16 protein-coding genes and 1 tRNA gene are annotated in these 19172 nt (G+C 56.2%); 15 read left to right on the top strand and 2 right to left on the bottom strand.

Annotated features, from left to right (window positions below; genetic code table 11):
- The first annotated feature begins 9 nt into the window (after positions 1 to 9).
- Positions 10 to 2373: a TIM-barrel domain-containing protein gene (locus tag FHW04_RS21335; protein WP_089561945.1), complete on the top strand. Its 2364-nt coding sequence runs from the start codon at positions 10 to 12 to the stop codon at positions 2371 to 2373.
- Between the two features lie 66 nt (positions 2374 to 2439).
- Here the strand turns inward: FHW04_RS21335 and ftnA are convergent, their stop codons facing one another.
- Positions 2440 to 2946, bottom strand: coding sequence for a non-heme ferritin (gene ftnA / locus FHW04_RS21330; RefSeq protein ID WP_089561944.1), 507 nt, complete (start codon positions 2944 to 2946; stop codon positions 2440 to 2442).
- A gap of 490 nt (positions 2947 to 3436) precedes the next feature.
- Here ftnA and FHW04_RS21325 point away from each other — a divergent pair, with 490 nt between their 5' ends.
- The 13 genes from FHW04_RS21325 to mrdA all read left to right on the top strand — a co-directional run bounded on the left by FHW04_RS21325 (position 3437) and on the right by mrdA (position 17361).
- Entirely contained in the window at positions 3437 to 4108 is a 672-nt protein-coding gene (locus tag FHW04_RS21325; RefSeq protein WP_031377071.1) for a nucleoside recognition domain-containing protein, read from the top strand.
- A complete protein-coding gene (locus FHW04_RS21320; protein WP_031377072.1) occupies positions 4095 to 4574 on the top strand; it encodes a YjiG family protein in 480 nt (159 codons plus the stop codon). Before FHW04_RS21325 ends, FHW04_RS21320 begins: the two co-directional genes overlap by 14 nt.
- Positions 4575 to 4578: 4 nt before the next feature.
- On the top strand, positions 4579 to 5682 hold the full coding sequence (locus tag FHW04_RS21315) for a M20 peptidase aminoacylase family protein (protein ID WP_089561943.1): 1104 nt from the start codon (positions 4579 to 4581) through the stop codon (positions 5680 to 5682).
- Positions 5683 to 5975: 293 nt separating this feature from the next.
- Entirely contained in the window at positions 5976 to 7562 is a 1587-nt protein-coding gene (gene prfC / locus FHW04_RS21310) for a peptide chain release factor 3 (protein WP_031377074.1), read from the top strand.
- Between the two features lie 259 nt (positions 7563 to 7821).
- On the top strand, positions 7822 to 8436 hold the full coding sequence (gene osmY, locus FHW04_RS21305) for a molecular chaperone OsmY (RefSeq protein WP_031377075.1): 615 nt from the start codon (positions 7822 to 7824) through the stop codon (positions 8434 to 8436).
- Between the two features lie 101 nt (positions 8437 to 8537).
- Positions 8538 to 8699, top strand: coding sequence for a DUF1328 domain-containing protein (locus FHW04_RS21300; RefSeq protein ID WP_003848537.1), 162 nt, complete (start codon positions 8538 to 8540; stop codon positions 8697 to 8699).
- Positions 8700 to 8924: 225 nt separating this feature from the next.
- Positions 8925 to 9974, top strand: coding sequence for a patatin-like phospholipase family protein (locus tag FHW04_RS21295; RefSeq protein ID WP_089561942.1), 1050 nt, complete (start codon positions 8925 to 8927; stop codon positions 9972 to 9974).
- Positions 9971 to 10783 (top strand): TatD family hydrolase, encoded by an 813-nt coding sequence (locus tag FHW04_RS21290; protein ID WP_031377077.1) that lies wholly within the window; start codon positions 9971 to 9973, stop codon positions 10781 to 10783. Before FHW04_RS21295 ends, FHW04_RS21290 begins: the two co-directional genes overlap by 4 nt.
- Before the next feature lie 232 nt (positions 10784 to 11015).
- Complete coding sequence (gene deoC / locus FHW04_RS21285) at positions 11016 to 11795, top strand: deoxyribose-phosphate aldolase (RefSeq protein ID WP_046289241.1); 780 nt, start codon at positions 11016 to 11018, stop codon at positions 11793 to 11795.
- A gap of 66 nt (positions 11796 to 11861) precedes the next feature.
- Entirely contained in the window at positions 11862 to 13190 is a 1329-nt protein-coding gene (deoA, locus tag FHW04_RS21280; protein WP_089561941.1) for a thymidine phosphorylase, read from the top strand.
- Positions 13191 to 13285: 95 nt separating this feature from the next.
- Positions 13286 to 14509, top strand: coding sequence for a phosphopentomutase (gene deoB, locus FHW04_RS21275; RefSeq protein WP_046289240.1), 1224 nt, complete (start codon positions 13286 to 13288; stop codon positions 14507 to 14509).
- Between the two features lie 29 nt (positions 14510 to 14538).
- Positions 14539 to 15252: a purine-nucleoside phosphorylase gene (gene deoD, locus FHW04_RS21270; protein ID WP_010248951.1), complete on the top strand. Its 714-nt coding sequence runs from the start codon at positions 14539 to 14541 to the stop codon at positions 15250 to 15252.
- A 225-nt stretch (positions 15253 to 15477) separates the two neighbouring features.
- On the top strand, positions 15478 to 17361 hold the full coding sequence (gene mrdA, locus FHW04_RS21265) for a penicillin-binding protein 2 (protein ID WP_069728831.1): 1884 nt from the start codon (positions 15478 to 15480) through the stop codon (positions 17359 to 17361).
- Between the two features lie 40 nt (positions 17362 to 17401).
- Here mrdA and FHW04_RS21260 read toward each other — a convergent pair whose 3' ends face one another.
- A complete protein-coding gene (locus FHW04_RS21260; RefSeq protein ID WP_069728832.1) occupies positions 17402 to 18721 on the bottom strand; it encodes a methyl-accepting chemotaxis protein in 1320 nt (439 codons plus the stop codon).
- Between the two features lie 225 nt (positions 18722 to 18946).
- Between FHW04_RS21260 and FHW04_RS21255 the strand changes: the two genes are divergently transcribed.
- A tRNA-Phe gene (locus tag FHW04_RS21255) sits at positions 18947 to 19022 on the top strand.
- Positions 19023 to 19172 lie beyond the last annotated feature (150 nt).

The raw sequence follows: 19172 nt of genomic DNA, 5'->3' as shown, positions 1-19172 counted from the left end.
GATATCCCGATGAAAACCCTGAAGAACTGGACACTGCATCAGCAGGCTGCGCATTTCGTTGAGCTGAAGGTAGAGGATCGTCATTTTCTGCGCATCTATGTGCTCGAAGAGGGACTGATGCGGGTGCTGCTGAAGCGCGACGGCCAGCTGGCGCTGAACCGCACCTGGAGCATTGCGCCCGGTCAGGATGTGCCGTGGCAGGGCCGCGATCGCGAAGCGCTGGACGGTTTTGCGCTGCCCGGCTTTACGCTGGTGCATGATGCGCAGCAGGTACAGATCGGCACCGGACGGCTGCGAGTCACGGTACATCAGCCGCTCTGCCTGAGCTGGGAGCAGTTCGATGGTACAAACTGGCAACCGCTGGCGGCTGACCGTCATACCGGTGCCTATTTGCTGAACGTCCACGGCGACGGCGTCGAACACTATCAGCGCCGTCAGCCGCAGGATCGGGTTTATGGCCTGGGTGAAAAGAGCGGCGATCTGAATCGCGCCAACCGTCGCTTCGAGATGCGTAATCTGGATGCGATGGGCTACAACGCCGCCAGCACCGATCCGCTCTACAAACATATCCCGTTTACCCTGACGCAGCGCGACGGCGTCAGTTTCGGCCTGTTTTATGACAATCTCAGCAGCAGCTGGCTCGACCTCGGTAACGAACTGGATAACTACCATCTGCCTTATCGCCGTTATCGCGCCGAGGCTGGCGATCTTGATTACTACATGATGCTGGGGCCGACGCTGCTGGAGGTCACTAAAGCCTTTGTGCGACTGACTGGCCGCACGCTGTTTCAGCCGAAATGGAGCCTCGGCTACAGCGGTTCGACCATGCACTACACCGATGCGCCCGACGCGCAACAGCAGCTGCAATCGTTTATTCGCCTGTGCCGTGAGCATGAAATTCCCTGCGACTCGTTCCAGCTGTCGTCGGGCTATACCTCAATTAACAATAAACGTTACGTCTTCAACTGGAACTACGACAAAGTCCCTGACCCCAATGCGCTGAGCGAGGCGTTTCATCGTGCCGGCATGAAGCTGGCGGCCAATATCAAACCCTGCCTGTTGCAGGATCATCCGCGCTATCAGGAAGTGGCCGCGCAGGGGCTGTTTATTCGTGATTCCGAACAGGACCGTCCCGAGCGTTCGGTGTTCTGGGACGATGAAGGGTCACACCTCGACTTTACCCATCCGCAGGCGGTGCGCTGGTGGCAGGAGAATGTCACCCGTCAGCTGCTGGAAAAGGGCATTGATGCCACCTGGAACGACAACAATGAGTATGAGGTGTGGGATGGTGAAGCACGCTGCCACGGCTTCGGTCAGCCGATCGCCATCAAGCATATCCGGCCGGTGATGCCGTTGCTGATGATGCGTGCCTCAATGGAAGCGCAGCAGCAGTTTGCGCCCGACAAACGGCCCTACCTGATATCGCGATCCGGCTGTGCCGGGATGCAGCGCTATGTGCAAACCTGGAGCGGCGACAACCGGACCAGCTGGCAAACCCTGCGCTACAACATCCGCATGGGGCTGGGAATGAGCCTCTCCGGACTGTACAACGTCGGCCATGACGTCGGCGGTTTTTCTGGCGACAAGCCCGATGCCGAGCTGTTTGTGCGTTGGGTACAGAACGGCGTGATGCATCCGCGCTTTACCATTCACTCCTGGAATGACGATCACACGGTCAACGAACCCTGGATGTATCCGGAGGTGACGCCGATGATCCGCGAGGCGATCCGGCTGCGCTATCGCCTGATGCCGTATCTCTATACCCTGGCGTGGCAGGCCAGTGAGCAGGATGAGCCGATGCTGCGTCCGACCTTTCTCGATCATGAACAGGACCCGCGCAGCTGGCAGGAGAATGATGACTTTATGCTGGGACGCGATCTGCTGGTCGCCAGCGTGGTTGAGCAGGGCGCGCGGCAGCGTGAAGTTTATCTGCCGCATAACGGCCAGGGCTGGTATGACTGGCACAGCGGCCAGTGGTTTGTCGGTGGTCAGCAGATCACGCTGGATGCGCCGCTCGATCGGCTGCCGTTGCTGGTTCGTGCCGGGGCGGTGATTCCGCTGGGCGAGTGTGAAAGCACCACCGATGCGCAGCGGGATACGGTCCGTCAGTGGCAGTTATGGCCGGCGCCCGCTGATGCGGTATCGCACGGAGAGGTGTTCGACGATGACGGTGAGAGTTATGGCTGGCAACAGGGAAATGCGCTGTGGCTGAACTGGACGCTGAGCAGCAGCGCCACGCGGATCGATTTGACGATTGAAAAACGCGGTGATTACCAGCCAGCATGGCGTGAAATCAGCCTGCGACTGCCCGCGGGTGAAACCCGGCCGCTGTGGGTTAACGGCGAGCCAGCAGACGTTTACCGGCTGGACTAAACAGCGCAGCCGGTGGAAACACCGGCGCAGCAGAAAAAGGTCGGCCCATTTACCGGGCCGATAGTATTACGCGGAGTGGTTTTCGGTGCTCATCCGGCCAAGATCTTTATCGACCAGGAACAGACCGTTACCGCTGTTGCTCACCATTGCCAGTTTATCCAGCACGGTTTTGAACAGCTTCTCTTCTTCGTGCTGCTCAGCCACGTACCACTGCAGGAAATTGAAGGTCGGGTAGTCCTGTGAGGTCATCGCCGCATGCACCAGCTCGTTGATTTTGGTGGTGATCAGCTGCTCGTGCTCCAGCGCCTGCTGCAGGATTTCATTCAGTGAGGTGAAAGAGACCGGCGGCGCGGCAATGGTGCCCAGCACCGGCATCGCGCCAGTGTCGCTCAGATAATCGAACAGGCGCTGCATGTGTTCCATCTCTTCACGTGAGTGCATTTTCAGGAATGAGGCGGCGCCTTCAAATCCTTTGTCGCTGCACCAGGCACTCATTTGCAGATAAAGATTAGCGGAGAAAAATTCCAGGTTCAGCTGGTCGTTCAGACGCCCAGTCATTTCAGCAGTCAGCATGGCCGAGTCCTTATAAGAATATGTTAAATAAACAGGTGAGAGGCGATGAATTATGCATCAAACATGTTAGCAATGTGAAGCCTTTTCGGCAAAACAGGCTAATTTATCTGGTTGATTTAAATAGAATTATTTCACAAATTGAATGCGACGGATTCTCATTTTTCATCAACCTTATGGCTTCACCCACTGGCACCATTATAGTGCGAAACCGGACGGTCTGACTGAATCATGCTGGTGCAGGCTGTTTTCCGTTGATTTAAATTCCAGCAATCAGATTTCAGCCGGCAAATATTATTTTGCTGGTTATCCCTCACCTGCTAATTAATTTCAGCCCGTGCGCACCGAATATTGCTCCGTCAGGCTGGCGATGGCGATAAATAATCAGTCTGCTGGCCGCTCTGGCATAAATCCTGCTAAGAACTTAGTTCCATATATTGAAACTTACCGCGCCGCGAAACCGCCGGCGGGTCAGCCTTATCGGGAGAAAATAATGTCGGAACAGAGTGTGGTTAAGGCGGAAAAGGTCAGTGCCGGAAAAGGCAGTTATGTGGCGTTAATTTTTGCCATTCTTTTTTTCTCCGGGCTGTTTTATCAGGTTGATGGGCTGAAATGGCTGGGGGCATTTGACTTCACCACGCTGGGCGGCAGTTTTGGCACCATGAAAGATCCTGCCAGCAACACCTTTCTGGGGGCTGGCGGACTCAGCGCCAAAGCAGGCTTCCTGTTTGCGTTATCCCTTACGCCGACCGTGATGCTGGCGCTCGGCGTACTGGAAATCTTCACCCACTACGGGGCGATACGCGCGGCGCACCGGCTGCTGACGCCGTTACTGAAACCCTTAATGGGTCTGCCGGGACGCTGCGGGCTGGCATTAATTACCGACCTGCAAAGTACCGATGCGGGTGCGGCGTTAACCAAAGAGATGTATGACCAGAGGCAGATCGGTAAAAAAGAGGTGGTGGTAATGAGCGCCTGGCAATATTCCGGCGCCGGTTTAATCAACAACTATTTTGCTATCGGTTCGGCGCTGTTTGCCTCAATGACGCTGCCAATCATCATCCCGCTGATTTTAATGCTGGTGCTGAAATTTGTCGGTGCGGCGATTACCCGCTTCGTGTTAAACAGTGTTTATAAAAAGGATTTCAGCGATGGAAACCAATAAAGTCGTCAGCGTCAGTAATAACCCGTTTGATGTGTTTGTCACCGGCGCGCGTAAAGGCTTTCATATTGCCATTCATAATCTGATGCCCAATGTGGTGATGGCGTATGTGCTGGCGGAAGTGCTCAATCTGCTCGGTATTATGCAGTTTCTCGGCCAGCTGTTTGCACCGGTGATGGGCGTATTCGGCTTGCCGGGCGAAGCAATTACCGTGCTGCTGACTGCCTGGCTCTCCTCGTCTGCCGGGACCGGTGTGGCGGTCAGCCTGCTGACCAAAGGGCTGCTGACCGGCGCTGATGTGACCGTACTGGCGCCAGCGATCTTTCTGATGGGATCGCAACTGCAATATATGGGACGGCTGCTGGGCGTGGCCGATGTGCCAAAAAAATACTGGCCGCTGCTGATGCTGGTGAGCATCATCAATGCGCTGATCGCGATGTTTGTTATGCGTCTGTTTATTCAGGAGTGAAGCCGTGTCTGAGGTATTAGAGCATTACCATTTTCTGCATGAGATCCCGGAACTGGGATTCCAGGAGGTAAAAACCTCCGCTTACATCGCCGGGCAACTGGAGCAGGCGGGTCTGAAGGTGACACGCAATATTAATAACACCACCGGCATTGTGGCGGAGATCGACAGCGGAGTGCCCGGCCCGGTGCTGGCGCTGCGCGCCGATATGGATGCGCTGGGGCACATCATCGATGGCGTGCCCTGCGCGCGTCACACCTGCGGCCATGACGGTCACTCCTCGGTGGTGCTGACGGCGGCGACGGCGCTGCTGAAAGAGGGCGCTGTGAAGCGCGGCCGGCTGAAAATTCTGTTCCAGCCGGCGGAGGAGCTGGGCGCGGGCGCGCTGGCGATGGTAGAAGGCGGCGCGCTGGATGACGTGGAGATGATTCTGGGTTTTCACCTGCGGCCGCTGGAGGAGTGCGTGGTCGGGCAGGCGGTGCCTGCGGTACTTTATTCGGCCTGCAGTACGCTGGAAGCGACCATTAAAGGTCAGCCGGCTCACGCGGCGCGCCCGCATCTCGGTATCAACGCGCTGGATGCGGCAGTGCAGGCGGTGAATGCGGTCAACGCACTGCACCTTTCGCCGGGCCTTAACTGGAGCGTTAAAGCGACGCGTTTCCTGTGTGACGCGGGCGTGACCAACTCGGTGCCGGACGAAGCGCGGGTGGTGTGGGATCTGCGCTCGCAGGAAAATGCTCCGATGGAGCTGCTGAAAGAGCAGGTCACGCGCGCCATCGTTAACAGCGTGGCGGCGCTGGGGGCCACGGCGCAGGTCAGGGTATTGAAAGAGATGCCTGCGGCAGAGATCGATGATGAGGCGACGGCGGTGATCCGCGCAGCGATTGTCGAGGTGCTGGGAGAAGAGGGGCTGCTGCCGACTAAAACCACCCCAGGCAGCGAGGACTTTTTCTACTACCCGGTAAAACGCCCCGGCGTGAAGGCGGGCTTCTGGGGATTGGGCACCAACCTGACGCCAGGTCTGCATCATCCCGATATGCGCTTCGATCTCGATTCGCTGGAGATTGGCGTGCAGATCTTTAAAGCCTGCGTCCGCAAGGTACTGGGCTGATGATGTCGGGACGGGCGCTGGCCTGTCCCGGCCGTTTGTCGGGTTCAGCGACCTGAGCCACTGACCAAATCCCCCGCCTTCCCCTGTAGGCCGCGCGCGCAAAATATTGTATGCTATGCCGCCTTAAAGCTGACCAGGTAACCGGAATTCACGCCAATGTAACTTCGCGCTGACCCGCCGACGACGTAATGTCGCCTTCGGCACCGTTTACCCGCCGGTAAGGTTCTGCCGGCCACCGTGATTTATCAGCAGCGCCAGACAGAGAGCGCTGCTCCATTGAGAAGAATTCACTCATGTCTAATCCCTTTTTAGAAGAGGTGGCACGCCGCCGCACCTTCGCGATCATTTCGCACCCGGATGCCGGTAAAACCACCATTACCGAAAAAGTCCTGCTGTTCGGACAGGCTATCCAGACCGCCGGTACGGTAAAAGGCCGTGGCTCGAATCAGCACGCCAAATCCGACTGGATGGAAATGGAGAAACAACGTGGTATCTCCATCACCACCTCGGTGATGCAGTTCCCTTACCGTGAAAGCCTGGTCAACCTGCTGGATACCCCGGGCCACGAAGATTTCTCGGAAGATACCTACCGCACCCTGACGGCGGTTGACTGCTGTCTGATGGTGATCGACGCCGCCAAAGGCGTTGAGGATCGTACCCGTAAGCTGATGGAAGTAACCCGTCTGCGCGATACGCCGATCCTGACCTTTATGAACAAACTAGACCGTGACATCCGCGATCCGATGGAGCTGCTGGATGAGGTCGAAAGCGAACTCAAAATCGCCTGTGCGCCGATTACCTGGCCCATCGGCTGCGGCAAATTGTTTAAAGGGGTTTACCACCTTTATAACGATGAAACCTATCTCTACCAGACCGGTAAAGGCCACACCATTCAGGAAGTGCGTATCGTTAAGGGGCTGAACAACCCGGATCTCGATACCGCGGTGGGTGAAGATCTGGCGGCGCAGCTGCGTGAAGAGCTGGAGCTGGTGCAGGGCGCATCACACGAGTTCGAGCAGGAAGCGTTCCTCAATGGTGAGCTGTCGCCGGTATTCTTCGGTACTGCACTGGGTAACTTCGGCGTGGATCATATGCTGGATGGCCTGGTGTCATGGGCACCGCGTCCGATGCCGCGTAAAACCGATACCCGTACCGTCGAAGCCAGCGAAGAGAAATTTACCGGCTTTGTGTTCAAGATTCAGGCCAATATGGACCCGAAACACCGCGACCGCGTGGCCTTTATGCGTGTGGTGTCGGGTAAATATGAAAAAGGAATGAAGCTGCGTCAGGTCCGCACCGGCAAAGATGTGGTGATTTCCGATGCGCTGACCTTTATGGCCGGCGACCGCTCTCACGTTGAAGAAGCCTATCCTGGCGACATCATCGGCCTGCATAACCACGGCACCATTCAGATCGGCGATACCTTCACTCAGGGTGAAAACATGAAGTTCACCGGTATTCCGAACTTCGCGCCGGAGCTGTTCCGTCGTATTCGCCTGCGCGATCCGCTGAAGCAGAAACAGCTGCTGAAAGGGCTGGTTCAGCTGTCGGAAGAGGGTGCAGTGCAGGTGTTCCGTCCGGTACACAACAACGATCTGATCGTGGGTGCCGTCGGGGTGCTGCAGTTCGATGTGGTGGTGGCGCGTCTGAAGAGCGAATATAACGTCGAAGCGATCTATGAAGCGATCAACGTCTCTACCGCGCGTTGGGTTGAGTGCGACGATGCGAAAAAATTCGAAGACTTCCAGCGTAAAAATGAGGTTAACCTCGCGCTGGATGGCGGCGATAATTTGACTTATATCGCGCCGACCATGGTGAACCTGAATATTACTCAGGAACGTTATCCTGACGTCAGATTCCGTAAAACCCGCGAGCACTGATCGCACGCTATCCGGGCCATTCCAGCAGGAAATGGCCCTGTTTTCCCCGCTACAGACTCCTCCTAAAAAACGGCTTTTCCTCTCGTTTTGACGTGTGATCAACCAGTTAGCCAGGCAAATCGCGAAATGCCGTCTATGATTATTTTATCGGACGGCGGAAGAGACTTCTCTTGTCCTTACGTCCTGTAACCCAGCGGCGCCGTTTGCTGCTGTTGCGCCCACAGTTTTGGGCGAGTTAACTGATAGAAGGAATATATCGATGAACAAGACTAAGATTGCCAAAACCCTGATGGCTGCAATGATTGGCTCAGCACTGATCAGCGGCAGCGCGCTGGCCGACGAGTCGCTTTCCCAGAAAGCGTCGCAGACGGCAGACAGCACGGGTGCGAAAATCGATAGTTCTATGAAAAAAGTCGATGGTTATATGGATGATAGCGGCATTACCGCCAAAGCCAAAGCGGCACTGGTTGATGATGACGCGATTAAAAGTACGGATATCTCGGTAAAAACTCATCAGGGCGTGGTGACCTTAAGCGGTTTCGTCACTTCCCAGGATCAGGCTGAAAAAGCTGTGGCCGTGGTGCAGAAAATCGAAGGTGTTAAATCCGTCAGCGACAAACTACACGTTAAAGACAGCAAATCCCAATCGATGAAAGGTTATGCGGGCGATGCCGCTACGACCAGCGAAATTAAAGCTAAGCTATTAGCGGATGATATTGTTCCGTCGCGCAACGTAAAAGTTGAAACCACCGACGGCGTTGTTCAGCTTTCAGGGCAGGTTGCAAATCAGGCACAGTCAGACCGTGCTGAAAGCATCGCTAAAGCCATTGAAGGCGTGAAAAGCGTTAAGAATGACCTGACGGTTAAATCTTAATGGTAACCGTGCGGTCGCGTCACTGCCGGCCGCACGGATAAAAGATACCCATCCGGGGATGAAATAAGCAGTTCGATTTTCAATAGGGTAAGGAGAGGCTTATGTTTCGTTGGGGCATTATTTTTCTGGTGATCGCACTGATTGCTGCAGCGTTAGGTTTTGGTGGTTTAGCAGGTACAGCAGCATGGGCAGCTAAAGTTGTCTTCGTTGTTGGTATTATTCTGTTCCTCATCAGCCTGTTTACCGGCCGTAAAAAGCTTTAGCCGATGAGTCCTGCAGTTTAATGCAAAGCAAGTAAGCATAAAGCGGAGACCAGTCATCTGTAGCCAGATCAGTGAGAAGCGGGATTTTTTCACACGGCTACATGGGCAGCCCCCCTGCGCGGGCTGTCCGGCTAAAGGATTGTATGACTGGTTCTCCGGAATGCTGCTGGATAGACGTTAACATCCATCAGCCTGCCCGTCGGAACCCCATCTGAGGTTCACACAGTGGGTATTCGCATTCCTGTTACGCTCGGCGCCATTGAACCTCTTGCGCTGACCCCTTTCAAATCGCATAAAATTGCGCTGGTCTGTGAAGGCGGCGGTCAACGCGGCATTTTTACCGCCGGTGTGCTTGATGAATTTCAGCGTGCCCGATTTAATCCGTTTCAACTGCTGCTCGGCACCTCTGCTGGCGCGCAAAACCTCTCTGCGTTTGTCTGCGGCCAGCCAGGCTATGCCCGCCGCGTGATCACCCGTTACACCACCAATAAACTCTTTTTTGATCCGCTGCGTTTTGTTCGCGGCGGTAATCTGATCGATCTCGACTGGCTGGTGGAAACCACCCGCAGTGAATTTCCGCTGGCGATGACCAGCGCTGAAAAAATGTTCTCGCGCGGGCTTGAGTTCTACATGTGCGCCTGCCGCAGCGACGACTATACGCCAGGCTATTTCACCCCCACGGCAGACAACTGGCTGGAGCTGATTAAAGCCTCCAGTGCCATTCCCGGCTTCTACCGGCTGGGCGTCAATCTCGAAGGGATTAGCTATCTGGATGGCGGCATCAGCGATGCGATTCCGGTGCGGGAAGCGGCGCGCCGTGGCGCAGACACCATTGTGGTGATCCGCACCGTGCCTTCTCAGATGTTTTATACGCCGAAATGGATTAAGCGGATGGAGCGCTGGCTAAGCGCCGGTGCCTTTCAGCCGATGATTAACGTGCTCAATCACCATGAAAAAAGCTACCGGGAAATTCAGCAGTTTATTGAAAATCCGCCCGGTGACTTACGGATTATTGAGATCTTTCCGCCACATGTGCTGGCCAGCAGTGCGCTGGGCAGCCGTATTTCGTCGCTGAACCAGGATTACCATCTTGGACGGCGCTGCGGCCGCTATTTTCTCGCCACGCTGGGCCAGTGGTTAAGCGACGCAGAGCCACTGACGCCGCGTATCGTCACGCCGCCGGCACCGGTGGCCAATGCACCGGACAACCGCGAGATTATTACGCCGCCGCTGGCGGATAATGATGCGGATTACGATAAAGGATCGCTGGCATGAGGTTTATCGATACCCACTGTCATTTTGATTTCCCGCCGTTTGAGGGTGATACCGTCGCCAGCCTGGCGCGGGCTGCGGCGGCCGGCGTCGAGAAGATCATCATCCCGGCGATCGATGCCAGCCGCTTCAGCCGGGTGTGCGAACTGGCGGCCGGACATGCTGCGCTCTACGCCGCGCTCGGGCTGCATCCGATTGCCATAGAAGCGCATCAGGAAGCGCATCTCGATCGGCTGGAGGAGAAGCTTAAGCAGCGACCGCGCAAGCTGGTGGCGATCGGCGAGATCGGGCTGGATCTCTACCGCGACGATCCGCAGTTTGATAAGCAACAACGCTTTCTTGATGCCCAGCTTAAGCTGGCGAAACGCTACGATCTGCCGGTGATCCTGCACTCGCGTCGTACCCATGACAAACTGGCCCAGCATCTGCGTCGCCACGATCTGCCGCGTCGCGGGGTGGTACATGGCTTCGCGGGTAGTCTGCAACAGGCGCAGGCGTTTATTAAGCTCGGCTATGCGATTGGGGTCGGCGGCACCATCACCTATGAGCGCGCCAGCAAAACCCGGCAGACGCTGGCGCAACTGCCGCTCTCCTCGTTGCTGCTGGAAACGGATGCGCCGGATATGCCGTTAAAAGGCTTCCAGGGCCAGCCCAACCGGCCTGAACGGGCGCGCCAGGTGTGGGAGACGCTCTGCACCCTGCGCGACGAGCCACCTGAAGTCATTGCCGGGGCGCTGTGGCGCAACAGCCAGCAGCTGTTTCAGCTCGATCCGGCTTTTCCCGCCATCCTTAATCAACCCGCTAAGCTTTAACCTATGCCGGTCTGCGCGACTAAATGTGATAATAGTAACATTTGGCTGGCTGGCGTATAATGGGCTGTTAACGGCGTTAAATGCGATTCTGATCACGGTAAGCGTGGCATAATTGCATCATTTTCTTATTCCGATGTGACTGCTGGCACATAACAGGCCGCCTGACGGTGTTATTATTATAACATTCCGCCGGCCAGCCGGTGGATCGCACCCCGATCCTTTGGAGAGCCTCATGACCGATATCAAACAGCAAGCCCTGCGTGCCCTGAAACTGATGGATTTAACTACCCTGAATGACGACGACACTGACGAAAAAGTGATCGCGCTTTGTCATCAGGCGAAATCCCCGGCGGGTAACACAGCAGCCATCTGCATCTATCCGCGTTTTATTCCGATTGCGCGTAAAACGCTGCGTGAGCAGGGTACGCCAGAGATCCGTATCGCCACGGTAACCAATTTCCCGCACGGCAATGACGACATTGAGATTGCGCTGGCTGAAACCCGCGCCGCTATCGCCTACGGTGCCGATGAAGTGGATGTGGTGTTCCCGTACCGCGCGCTGATCGCCGGTAACAGTCAGGTCGGTTTTGATCTGGTGAAAGCCTGTAAGACCGCCTGTGCTGAGGCGAACGTACTGCTGAAAGTGATTATTGAAACCGGTGAACTGAAGCAGGAAGCGCTGATCCGTCAGGCGTCTGAAATCGCTATCGATGCCGGTGCTGACTTCATCAAAACCTCTACCGGTAAAGTACCGGTCAACGCCACGCCTGAAGTGGCGCAGATCATGATGAGCGTCATCCGTGATAAAGGCGTCAGCCAGCAGGTCGGTTTCAAACCGGCGGGTGGCGTACGCACCGCTGAAGATGCCGCCATCTATCTGCAACTGGCGGAAGATACGCTGGGTGCGGAGTGGGCCGATGCGCGTCACTTCCGCTTTGGCGCATCAAGCCTGCTGGCGAGTCTGCTGAATACTCTGGGTCATCAGAGCGAGACCAGCAAAGCCGGTTATTAAACTCATCCTGCGGCGGTCACCGATCGCCGCTGTCACACCGCATTTCCCTGAGCCAAGGGGGCTACCTTGTTCCTGCCACAAGAAATTATTCGCAAAAAACGTGACGGTCACGCGCTGACTGACGCTGAAATCCGCTTCTTCATCAACGGCGTCCGTGATAACAGCGTCTCTGAAGGCCAGATTGCCGCGCTGGCCATGACCATCTATTTTCATGACATGACGCTGCCTGAGCGCGTGTCGCTGACCATGGCGATGCGTGATTCCGGTACCGTGCTGAACTGGAAATCGCTCAATCTGAACGGGCCGGTGGTGGATAAGCATTCGACCGGCGGCGTTGGCGATGTCACGTCGCTGATGCTCGGACCAATGGTGGCCGCATGCGGTGGTTATATTCCGATGATCTCCGGCCGTGGCCTCGGCCATACCGGCGGCACGCTGGATAAGCTGGAAGCAATTCCAGGCTTCGACATCTTCCCCAGCGACGACCGCTTCCGGGAGATCATCAAACAGGTCGGGGTGGCGATTATCGGCCAGACCAACTCACTGGCTCCGGCCGACAAACGCTTCTACACCACGCGCGACATTACCGCCACCGTAGACTCGATCCCGCTGATTACCGCCTCGATTCTGGCGAAGAAACTGGCGGAAGGGCTGGATGCGCTGGTGATGGATGTCAAAGTGGGCTCGGGCGCATTTATGCCAACCTATGAAGCGTCAGAGGATCTGGCGCAGTCGATTGTTGGCGTAGCTAACGGTGCCGGCTGCCAGACCACCGCGCTGCTCACCGATATGAATCAGGTGCTGGCTTCGTCTGCCGGTAACGCGCTGGAAGTGCGGGAAGCGGTGCGCTTCCTGACCGGTGAACAGCGTAACCCGCGCCTGCTGGAAGTGACGCTGGCGCTGTGCAGCGAAATGCTGATTTCCGGCAAGCTGGCCGCTAATGAGACAGAGGCGCGCCAGCAGCTGATGAAGGTGCTGGATAACGGCAGGGCGGCAGAAATTTTCGCCCGCATGGTGGCGGCGCAGAACGGGCCGGCCGATTTTGTCGAGCGCTACGATGCTTATCTGCCTGCGCCGACGCTGAGCAAGGCGGTCTATGCCGACCAGCCTGGCATTGTCAGCAGCATGGATACCCGGGCGCTTGGTCTGGCGGTCGTGGCACTGGGCGGTGGACGCCAGCGTGCCAGCGACAGCATCGATTACAGCGTTGGGTTAAGCGAAATGATCACTCTCGGTGAACGCGCCGATGCGCAGCGCCCGCTGGCTATTATCCACGCCAGCAACGAAGCGCAATGGCAACAGGCCGCCGCTGCGGTCAAAGCCGCGCTGGTGATCGGCGATACGGCACCAGCCGCTACGCCAGTGGTCTATCGTCGTGTGAGCGATGTCAGTTAACCGGGCAGTAATCGGTGCCAGCGGCAACGCATTCGGGTATACTGATCTGATCGCTTTTTTTTGACTTGTCACGCGCCATTGCGCAGGAGACTTGCATGAAACGTGCTTTTATTATGGTTCTCGACTCCTTCGGGATCGGCTCCAGTAAAGATGCCGATAAATTCGGTGACGCAGGTTCAGATACGCTTGGTCACATCGCTGAAGCCTGTTTCAAAGGTGAAGCGGACAAAGGCCGTAAAGGGCCTTTACATCTGCCTAATCTGACCGCGCTGGGTCTGGGTAAGGCCGCAGAGCTTTCGACTGGCCGCTTCCCGGCGGGCCTTGACCCGAACGCGAAGATCACCGGCGCTTACGCTTACGCCAGCGAAATCTCGTCAGGTAAAGATACGCCGTCAGGCCACTGGGAAATCGCCGGGGTTCCGGTGCTGTTTGACTGGGGCTACTTCAGTGATCAAGAGAACAGTTTCCCGCAGGAACTGCTCGATAAGCTGGTGCAGCGCGCTGAGCTGCCAGGCTACCTCGGTAACTGCCACTCTTCGGGGACGGTGATTCTCGATCAGCTGGGTGAAGAGCACATGAAAACCGGCAAGCCGATTTTCTACACCTCTGCGGACTCGGTATTCCAGATTGCCTGTCATGAAGAGACCTTTGGTCTGGATCGCCTCTATGCGCTGTGCGAAATTGCCCGCGAAGAGCTGACGGAAGGCGGCTATAACATCGGCCGCGTTATCGCCCGTCCGTTTGTCGGCGACAAAGCCGGTCACTTTGAACGTACCGGTAACCGTCACGATCTGGCGGTTGAGCCGCCGTCAGCCACCATGCTGAAAAAGCTGGTGGATGAGAAGGGCGGTCAGGTGATTTCGGTGGGTAAAATCGCGGACATCTACGCTGAGCAGGGCATCACCAAAAAGGTCAAAGCGACCGGTCTGGATGCGCTGTTTGACGCCACGATTCAGGAGATGAAAATCGCGCCGGATCACTCGATTGTCTTCACCAACTTTGTCGATTTCGACTCGACGTGGGGACATCGCCGTGATGTAGCCGGTTATGCTGGCGGACTGGAGCTGTTTGACCGTCGCCTGCCGGAGCTGATGGAACTGGTCGGTGAGGATGACATTCTGATCCTGACTGCTGACCACGGCTGCGATCCGACCTGGCAAGGCACCGAACACACCCGTGAGCATATTCCGATTCTGATTTACGGACCGAAAGTTGAGCCGGGTTCACTCGGTTATCGCGAAACCTTCGCCGATATTGGTCAGACAATTGCACACTATTTTGGCCTGTCCGACATGGACTATGGCAAGAACATGCTGTAACCCAGCGATTTAACAAGGATAAAGTAACAATGGCAACTCCGCATATTAATGCCGAAATGGGTGATTTCGCTGACGTCGTCCTGATGCCGGGCGACCCGCTGCGTGCGAAACACATTGCAGAAACCTTCCTGGAAAACCCGGTCGAAGTGAACAATGTGCGCGGCATGCTGGGCTACACCGGCACCTACAAAGGCCGTAAAGTCTCCGTAATGGGTCACGGCATGGGCATTCCTTCCTGCTCGATCTACACCAAAGAGCTGATCACCGACTTTGGTGTGAAGAAGATCATTCGTGTGGGATCCTGTGGTGCGGTCCGTGCAGACGTCAAACTGCGCGACATCGTGATTGGTATGGGTGCCTGCACCGATTCCAAAGTGAACCGGATGCGTTTCAAAGATCACGATTTCGCGGCGATTGCTGATTTCGACATGGTGCGTAACGCCGTCGATGCAGCTAAAAATCTGGGTGTTGAAGCCCGCGTCGGTAACATCTTCTCCGCCGATCTGTTCTATACCCCGGATCCGCAGATGTTCGATGTGATGGAAAAATATGGCATCCTCGGCGTGGAAATGGAAGCTGCTGGCATCTACGGCGTGGCGGCAGAGTTCGGTGCTAAAGCGCTGACCATCTGCACCGTATCAGACCACATTCGTACCCACGAGCAGACCACTGCGGCTGAACGTCAGACCACCTTCAACGACATGATTAAAATTGCGCTGGAGTCGGTGCTGCTGGGGGATTAATCCACCTGGCGGGTTAACGTACCTGCCTGCAGCCTGACGTTCCTGCCGGGTCCTCTTCTGATGAGGAGGACCCGATCTTATTCCGCCTTACCCGTGCTGTAACATTCACATCAAATGACACACTTTTCGCCAGGCTTGTGCATCTTCGCGCTGGTACCCCGGCGATCGCGCTTTATCATGTTGCGGAACAACAAATAATAAATAACCGCCTGATAATGCTTCCTGATGAATTTTCGTAACTTCGACGCTGAAGAGAAACTGTTTGCCCGTCGCGCGACGGTGGCTTTTGCTCTGGTCTGTCTCTGCTTCACTATTCTTGCTGTGAACCTGTATCGCCTGCAGGTACGCGACCACAGCTACTACCAGACCCGATCCAACCAGAACGACATCAAAATGATCCCCATCGCCCCGACGCGCGGGCTGATTTATGACCGTAACGGCATCCCGCTGGTACGCAACGTCAGCTGGTACGCCATCACCCTGACGCCGTATAAAATCACCGATATGCAGGCTACGCTGCGGGCGCTGACGCCGATCCTTGACCTGACACCCGATGAGATTGAGACCTTTCAGCACGCGTTAAAACAGACCAGTCGCTACAAGCCGGTGGTGCTGAAAGAGGAGCTGAGCGAGGAGCAGGTAGCACGCTTCGCGGTTAACCAGTTTCGTTTTAGCGGTGCCAGCATCGAAATTTATCAGGATCGTGAATATCCCTACGGTGCCGATCTGGCGCACGTGCTCGGTTATGTGTCGAAAATCAACGATAACGACTACAAACGGCTAAATGCGGCGGGCATCGCCGAGAACTACGCCGCTGACCACAACATCGGGAAACAGGGGATTGAAGGCTATTACGAGACCCTGCTGCACGGTAAGCCGGGCTATCAGGAAGTGGAGGTGGATAACCACGGCCGCATTGTGCGGGTGCTGAAAGAGGTGCCGCCGGTAGCCGGGAAAAACCTCACCCTGACGCTGGATCTGCATCTGCAGCAGTACGCCGAAAGCCTGCTGGCGGGCCAGCGTGCGGCACTGCTGATTGAGGACCCGCGTGACGGTTCGGTGCTGGCGATGGTTTCCAGTCCCAGCTACGACCCCAATCCTTTTGTGAAGGGCATCAGCTATCAGGCCTACAAATCGCTGTTGCAGGATAAGGATCTGCCGCTGATCAATCGCGTTACCCAGGGCCTTTATCCTCCCGCCTCGACGGTGAAGCCCTATATGGCGATGTCCGCGCTGCTGACCCATGTCATTACGCCGCAGTCGCAATTCTTTGGCGCGCCCACCTGGACGCTGCCGGGCACCGATCGCCGCTATCGCGACTGGAAAAAAACCGGTCACGGCATGCTGGATGTCACGCGGGCGATTGAGGAGTCTGCGGATACCTTCTTCTATCAGGTGGCGTTCATGATGGGCATCGATCGTATTCACACCATGCTCAGTCAGTTTGGTTACGGCAAATCGACCGGCATTGACCTGAATGAAGAGTACAACGGCTTACTGCCGAGTCGCGAGTGGAAGCAGAAGGTGCACAAAAAAGCCTGGTATCAGGGCGACACCATTTCAGTCGGCATCGGTCAGGGTTACTGGATTGCAACGCCGATTCAGATGGAAAAAGCGATGGTGGCGCTGATCAATAACGGCCGGGTGATTGCGCCGCACCTGCTGCAGAAAGCGCAGCGCGGCAATCTGGTTGAGAACTATCAACCAAAACAGCCGGCGGCGCAGATTGGCGATCCGCATTCGCCGTACTGGTCACTGGTGCGCCACGCGATGTTTGGTATGGCCAATGCACCTAACGGCACCGGTTATAAATATTTTCATACCGCACCTTATGGTATCGCAGCGAAAAGTGGCACCTCGCAGGTGTTTGGTCTGCGACAGAACCAGACTTATAACGCCAAAATGATCCCGGTACGGCTGCGCGATCATATCTTCTATACCGCGTTTGCGCCGTTTAACGCGCCAAAAGTGGCGGTGACGCTGATTCTGGAAAATGGCGGCGGGGAAGGGGTAACGGCAGCGCCGGTGATGCGTGCCATTCTGGATCACATCTTTATCCCGCCCGTGCCGGAAGCACCAGAAGCGCCGGTGGCGGCAGAGAAGAAGTAGCGGTGCAGGGGTAAAAAAAGGGGCCGCGGCCCCTTTGATGTTAAGATTTCAGCGTCTCCGTGACGTGGCTGATAGCGCGCACCACATCCGTTGCGCCTTCACGAATTTCCGCAATAACGCCGCCCGCTTCCTGCGCCAGCTGCACGCCCTGATCGGCACGCTTCAGGTTCGATTCAATCCCCTTCAGCGCCTTATTCGCCAGCGAGTGGTTTTGCTGCACCCGGTTCTCAATCTCTGCGGTGGCGCGGTTGATGTTAGCCGCCAGCGTTCTGACTTCATTGGCGACTACGGCAAAACTGCGCCCATGAGTACCTGCTCGCGCCGCTTCAATCGCCGCATTCAGCGCCAGCAGATTGGTCTGATCGGCAATGCGGCGGATGCTTTCTACTATAAAGCCGATTCGGTCCGATGATTCGCTCAGGCCGGAGATATCTCCGGAAATTCCCTGTAGTTCGCCCGCCAGCGCATGCATGGTCTGTACGCTATTGGCGATTACCTCTGCGCCGACGCGGGTGCTTTCGTTGGTTTGCAGCGCGGTGTGATAAGCCCGCTGTGCCGCCTCGCGCTCCTGCTGATTCTTCTCGACCTGGGCGGTGACGTCAGTGGCAAACTTCACCACTTTATACAGTTTGCCCTGCTCGTCGAAAACCGGATTGTAAGTGGCGCGTAGCCAGACGGTACGGCCCTGTTTATTCACCCGGGGAAACTGACCCGAGATAAATTCACCGCGATTCAACTGCTGCCAGAGTTCACTGTATTCGCGGCTGTTACGCATCGCTTCTGAACAGAACAGGCTGTGGTGCGCACCCTCAATCTCCTCACGACGGTATCCCATGGTCTTAAGGAAATTGTCGTTGGCTTTAAGCACCTCACCTTTCAGGTTAAAAGCGATCACCGCCATTGAACGCTCAATCGCATTGGTCATCGCGCGCTGTTCCTGCGCATCGTTGATGTGGCCGGTGATGTCAGTCGCCAGCTTAACGATTTTAAATACCCGTCCGTGACGATCCTGCACCGGCACATAGTTGGCTTCGAGCCACACCGGTCGGCTGTTTTTCGCGACGCGGAGAAACTTGTCGCTGAAACTTTCGCCCCGGTTCAGTCGCAACCAGAAGTCGTTGTAGTCTCTGGATTGCAGCTGATCCGGCGTACAGAACAGGCTGTGATGCTGGCCATCAATTTCGGCCAGCGTGTAGCCCATCCGGTCGAGAAACAGGGCATTGGCGCCGAGAACGGTGCCTTCGGGCGTGAACTCAATCATGGCGATCGAGTCGTTAAGGGAGGTGAGGGTTGCTGCGGAGTGTGTACGCCTCTGCCAACTGAGGCGGGAAGCAATGCCTGATGTAATGGTGTAAAACATGGTGATCCTTATTATTAGTGTTGGTCTCGTCACATTTATCGGCCTGATAGCGCCACAATTCAGCCTCTGCGGCCATTCTGGTTGAAATTCCGGCAGCCAATAGCACGATTTTTACCGGCAGCGGCGGGGCGGGATGGCGGGTTTGATGGAAAAGCCGTCAGTCGATTTCATTTTGTTGAAAAGCGTTTGACGCTGTCGGGCCGCTTTGGTTTAATGCGCCCCGTTGCCCGAATAGCTCAGTCGGTAGAGCAGGGGATTGAAAATCCCCGTGTCCCTGGTTCGATTCCGGGTTCGGGCACCATCTTTAAAGAACCCGCCTCTGGCGGGTTTTTGCATTTCAGAGCAACGAACCCGGTCTCGAAGGTTCGATGTACTCGCCACTTCCCTGTGGCTCGCCCTGCGGGTCCGCACGCCAGCGTGCGATGCAAAAATGCTCCCGGCATTTTTGTCC

It is taken from the genome of Pantoea sp. AN62 (genome assembly GCF_050432985.1).
GTDB lineage: Bacteria > Pseudomonadota > Gammaproteobacteria > Enterobacterales > Enterobacteriaceae > Pantoea > Pantoea brenneri.
The sequence above is the reverse complement of the archived record's forward strand: the minus strand, read 5'-3'. Positions and strand labels throughout refer to the sequence as shown.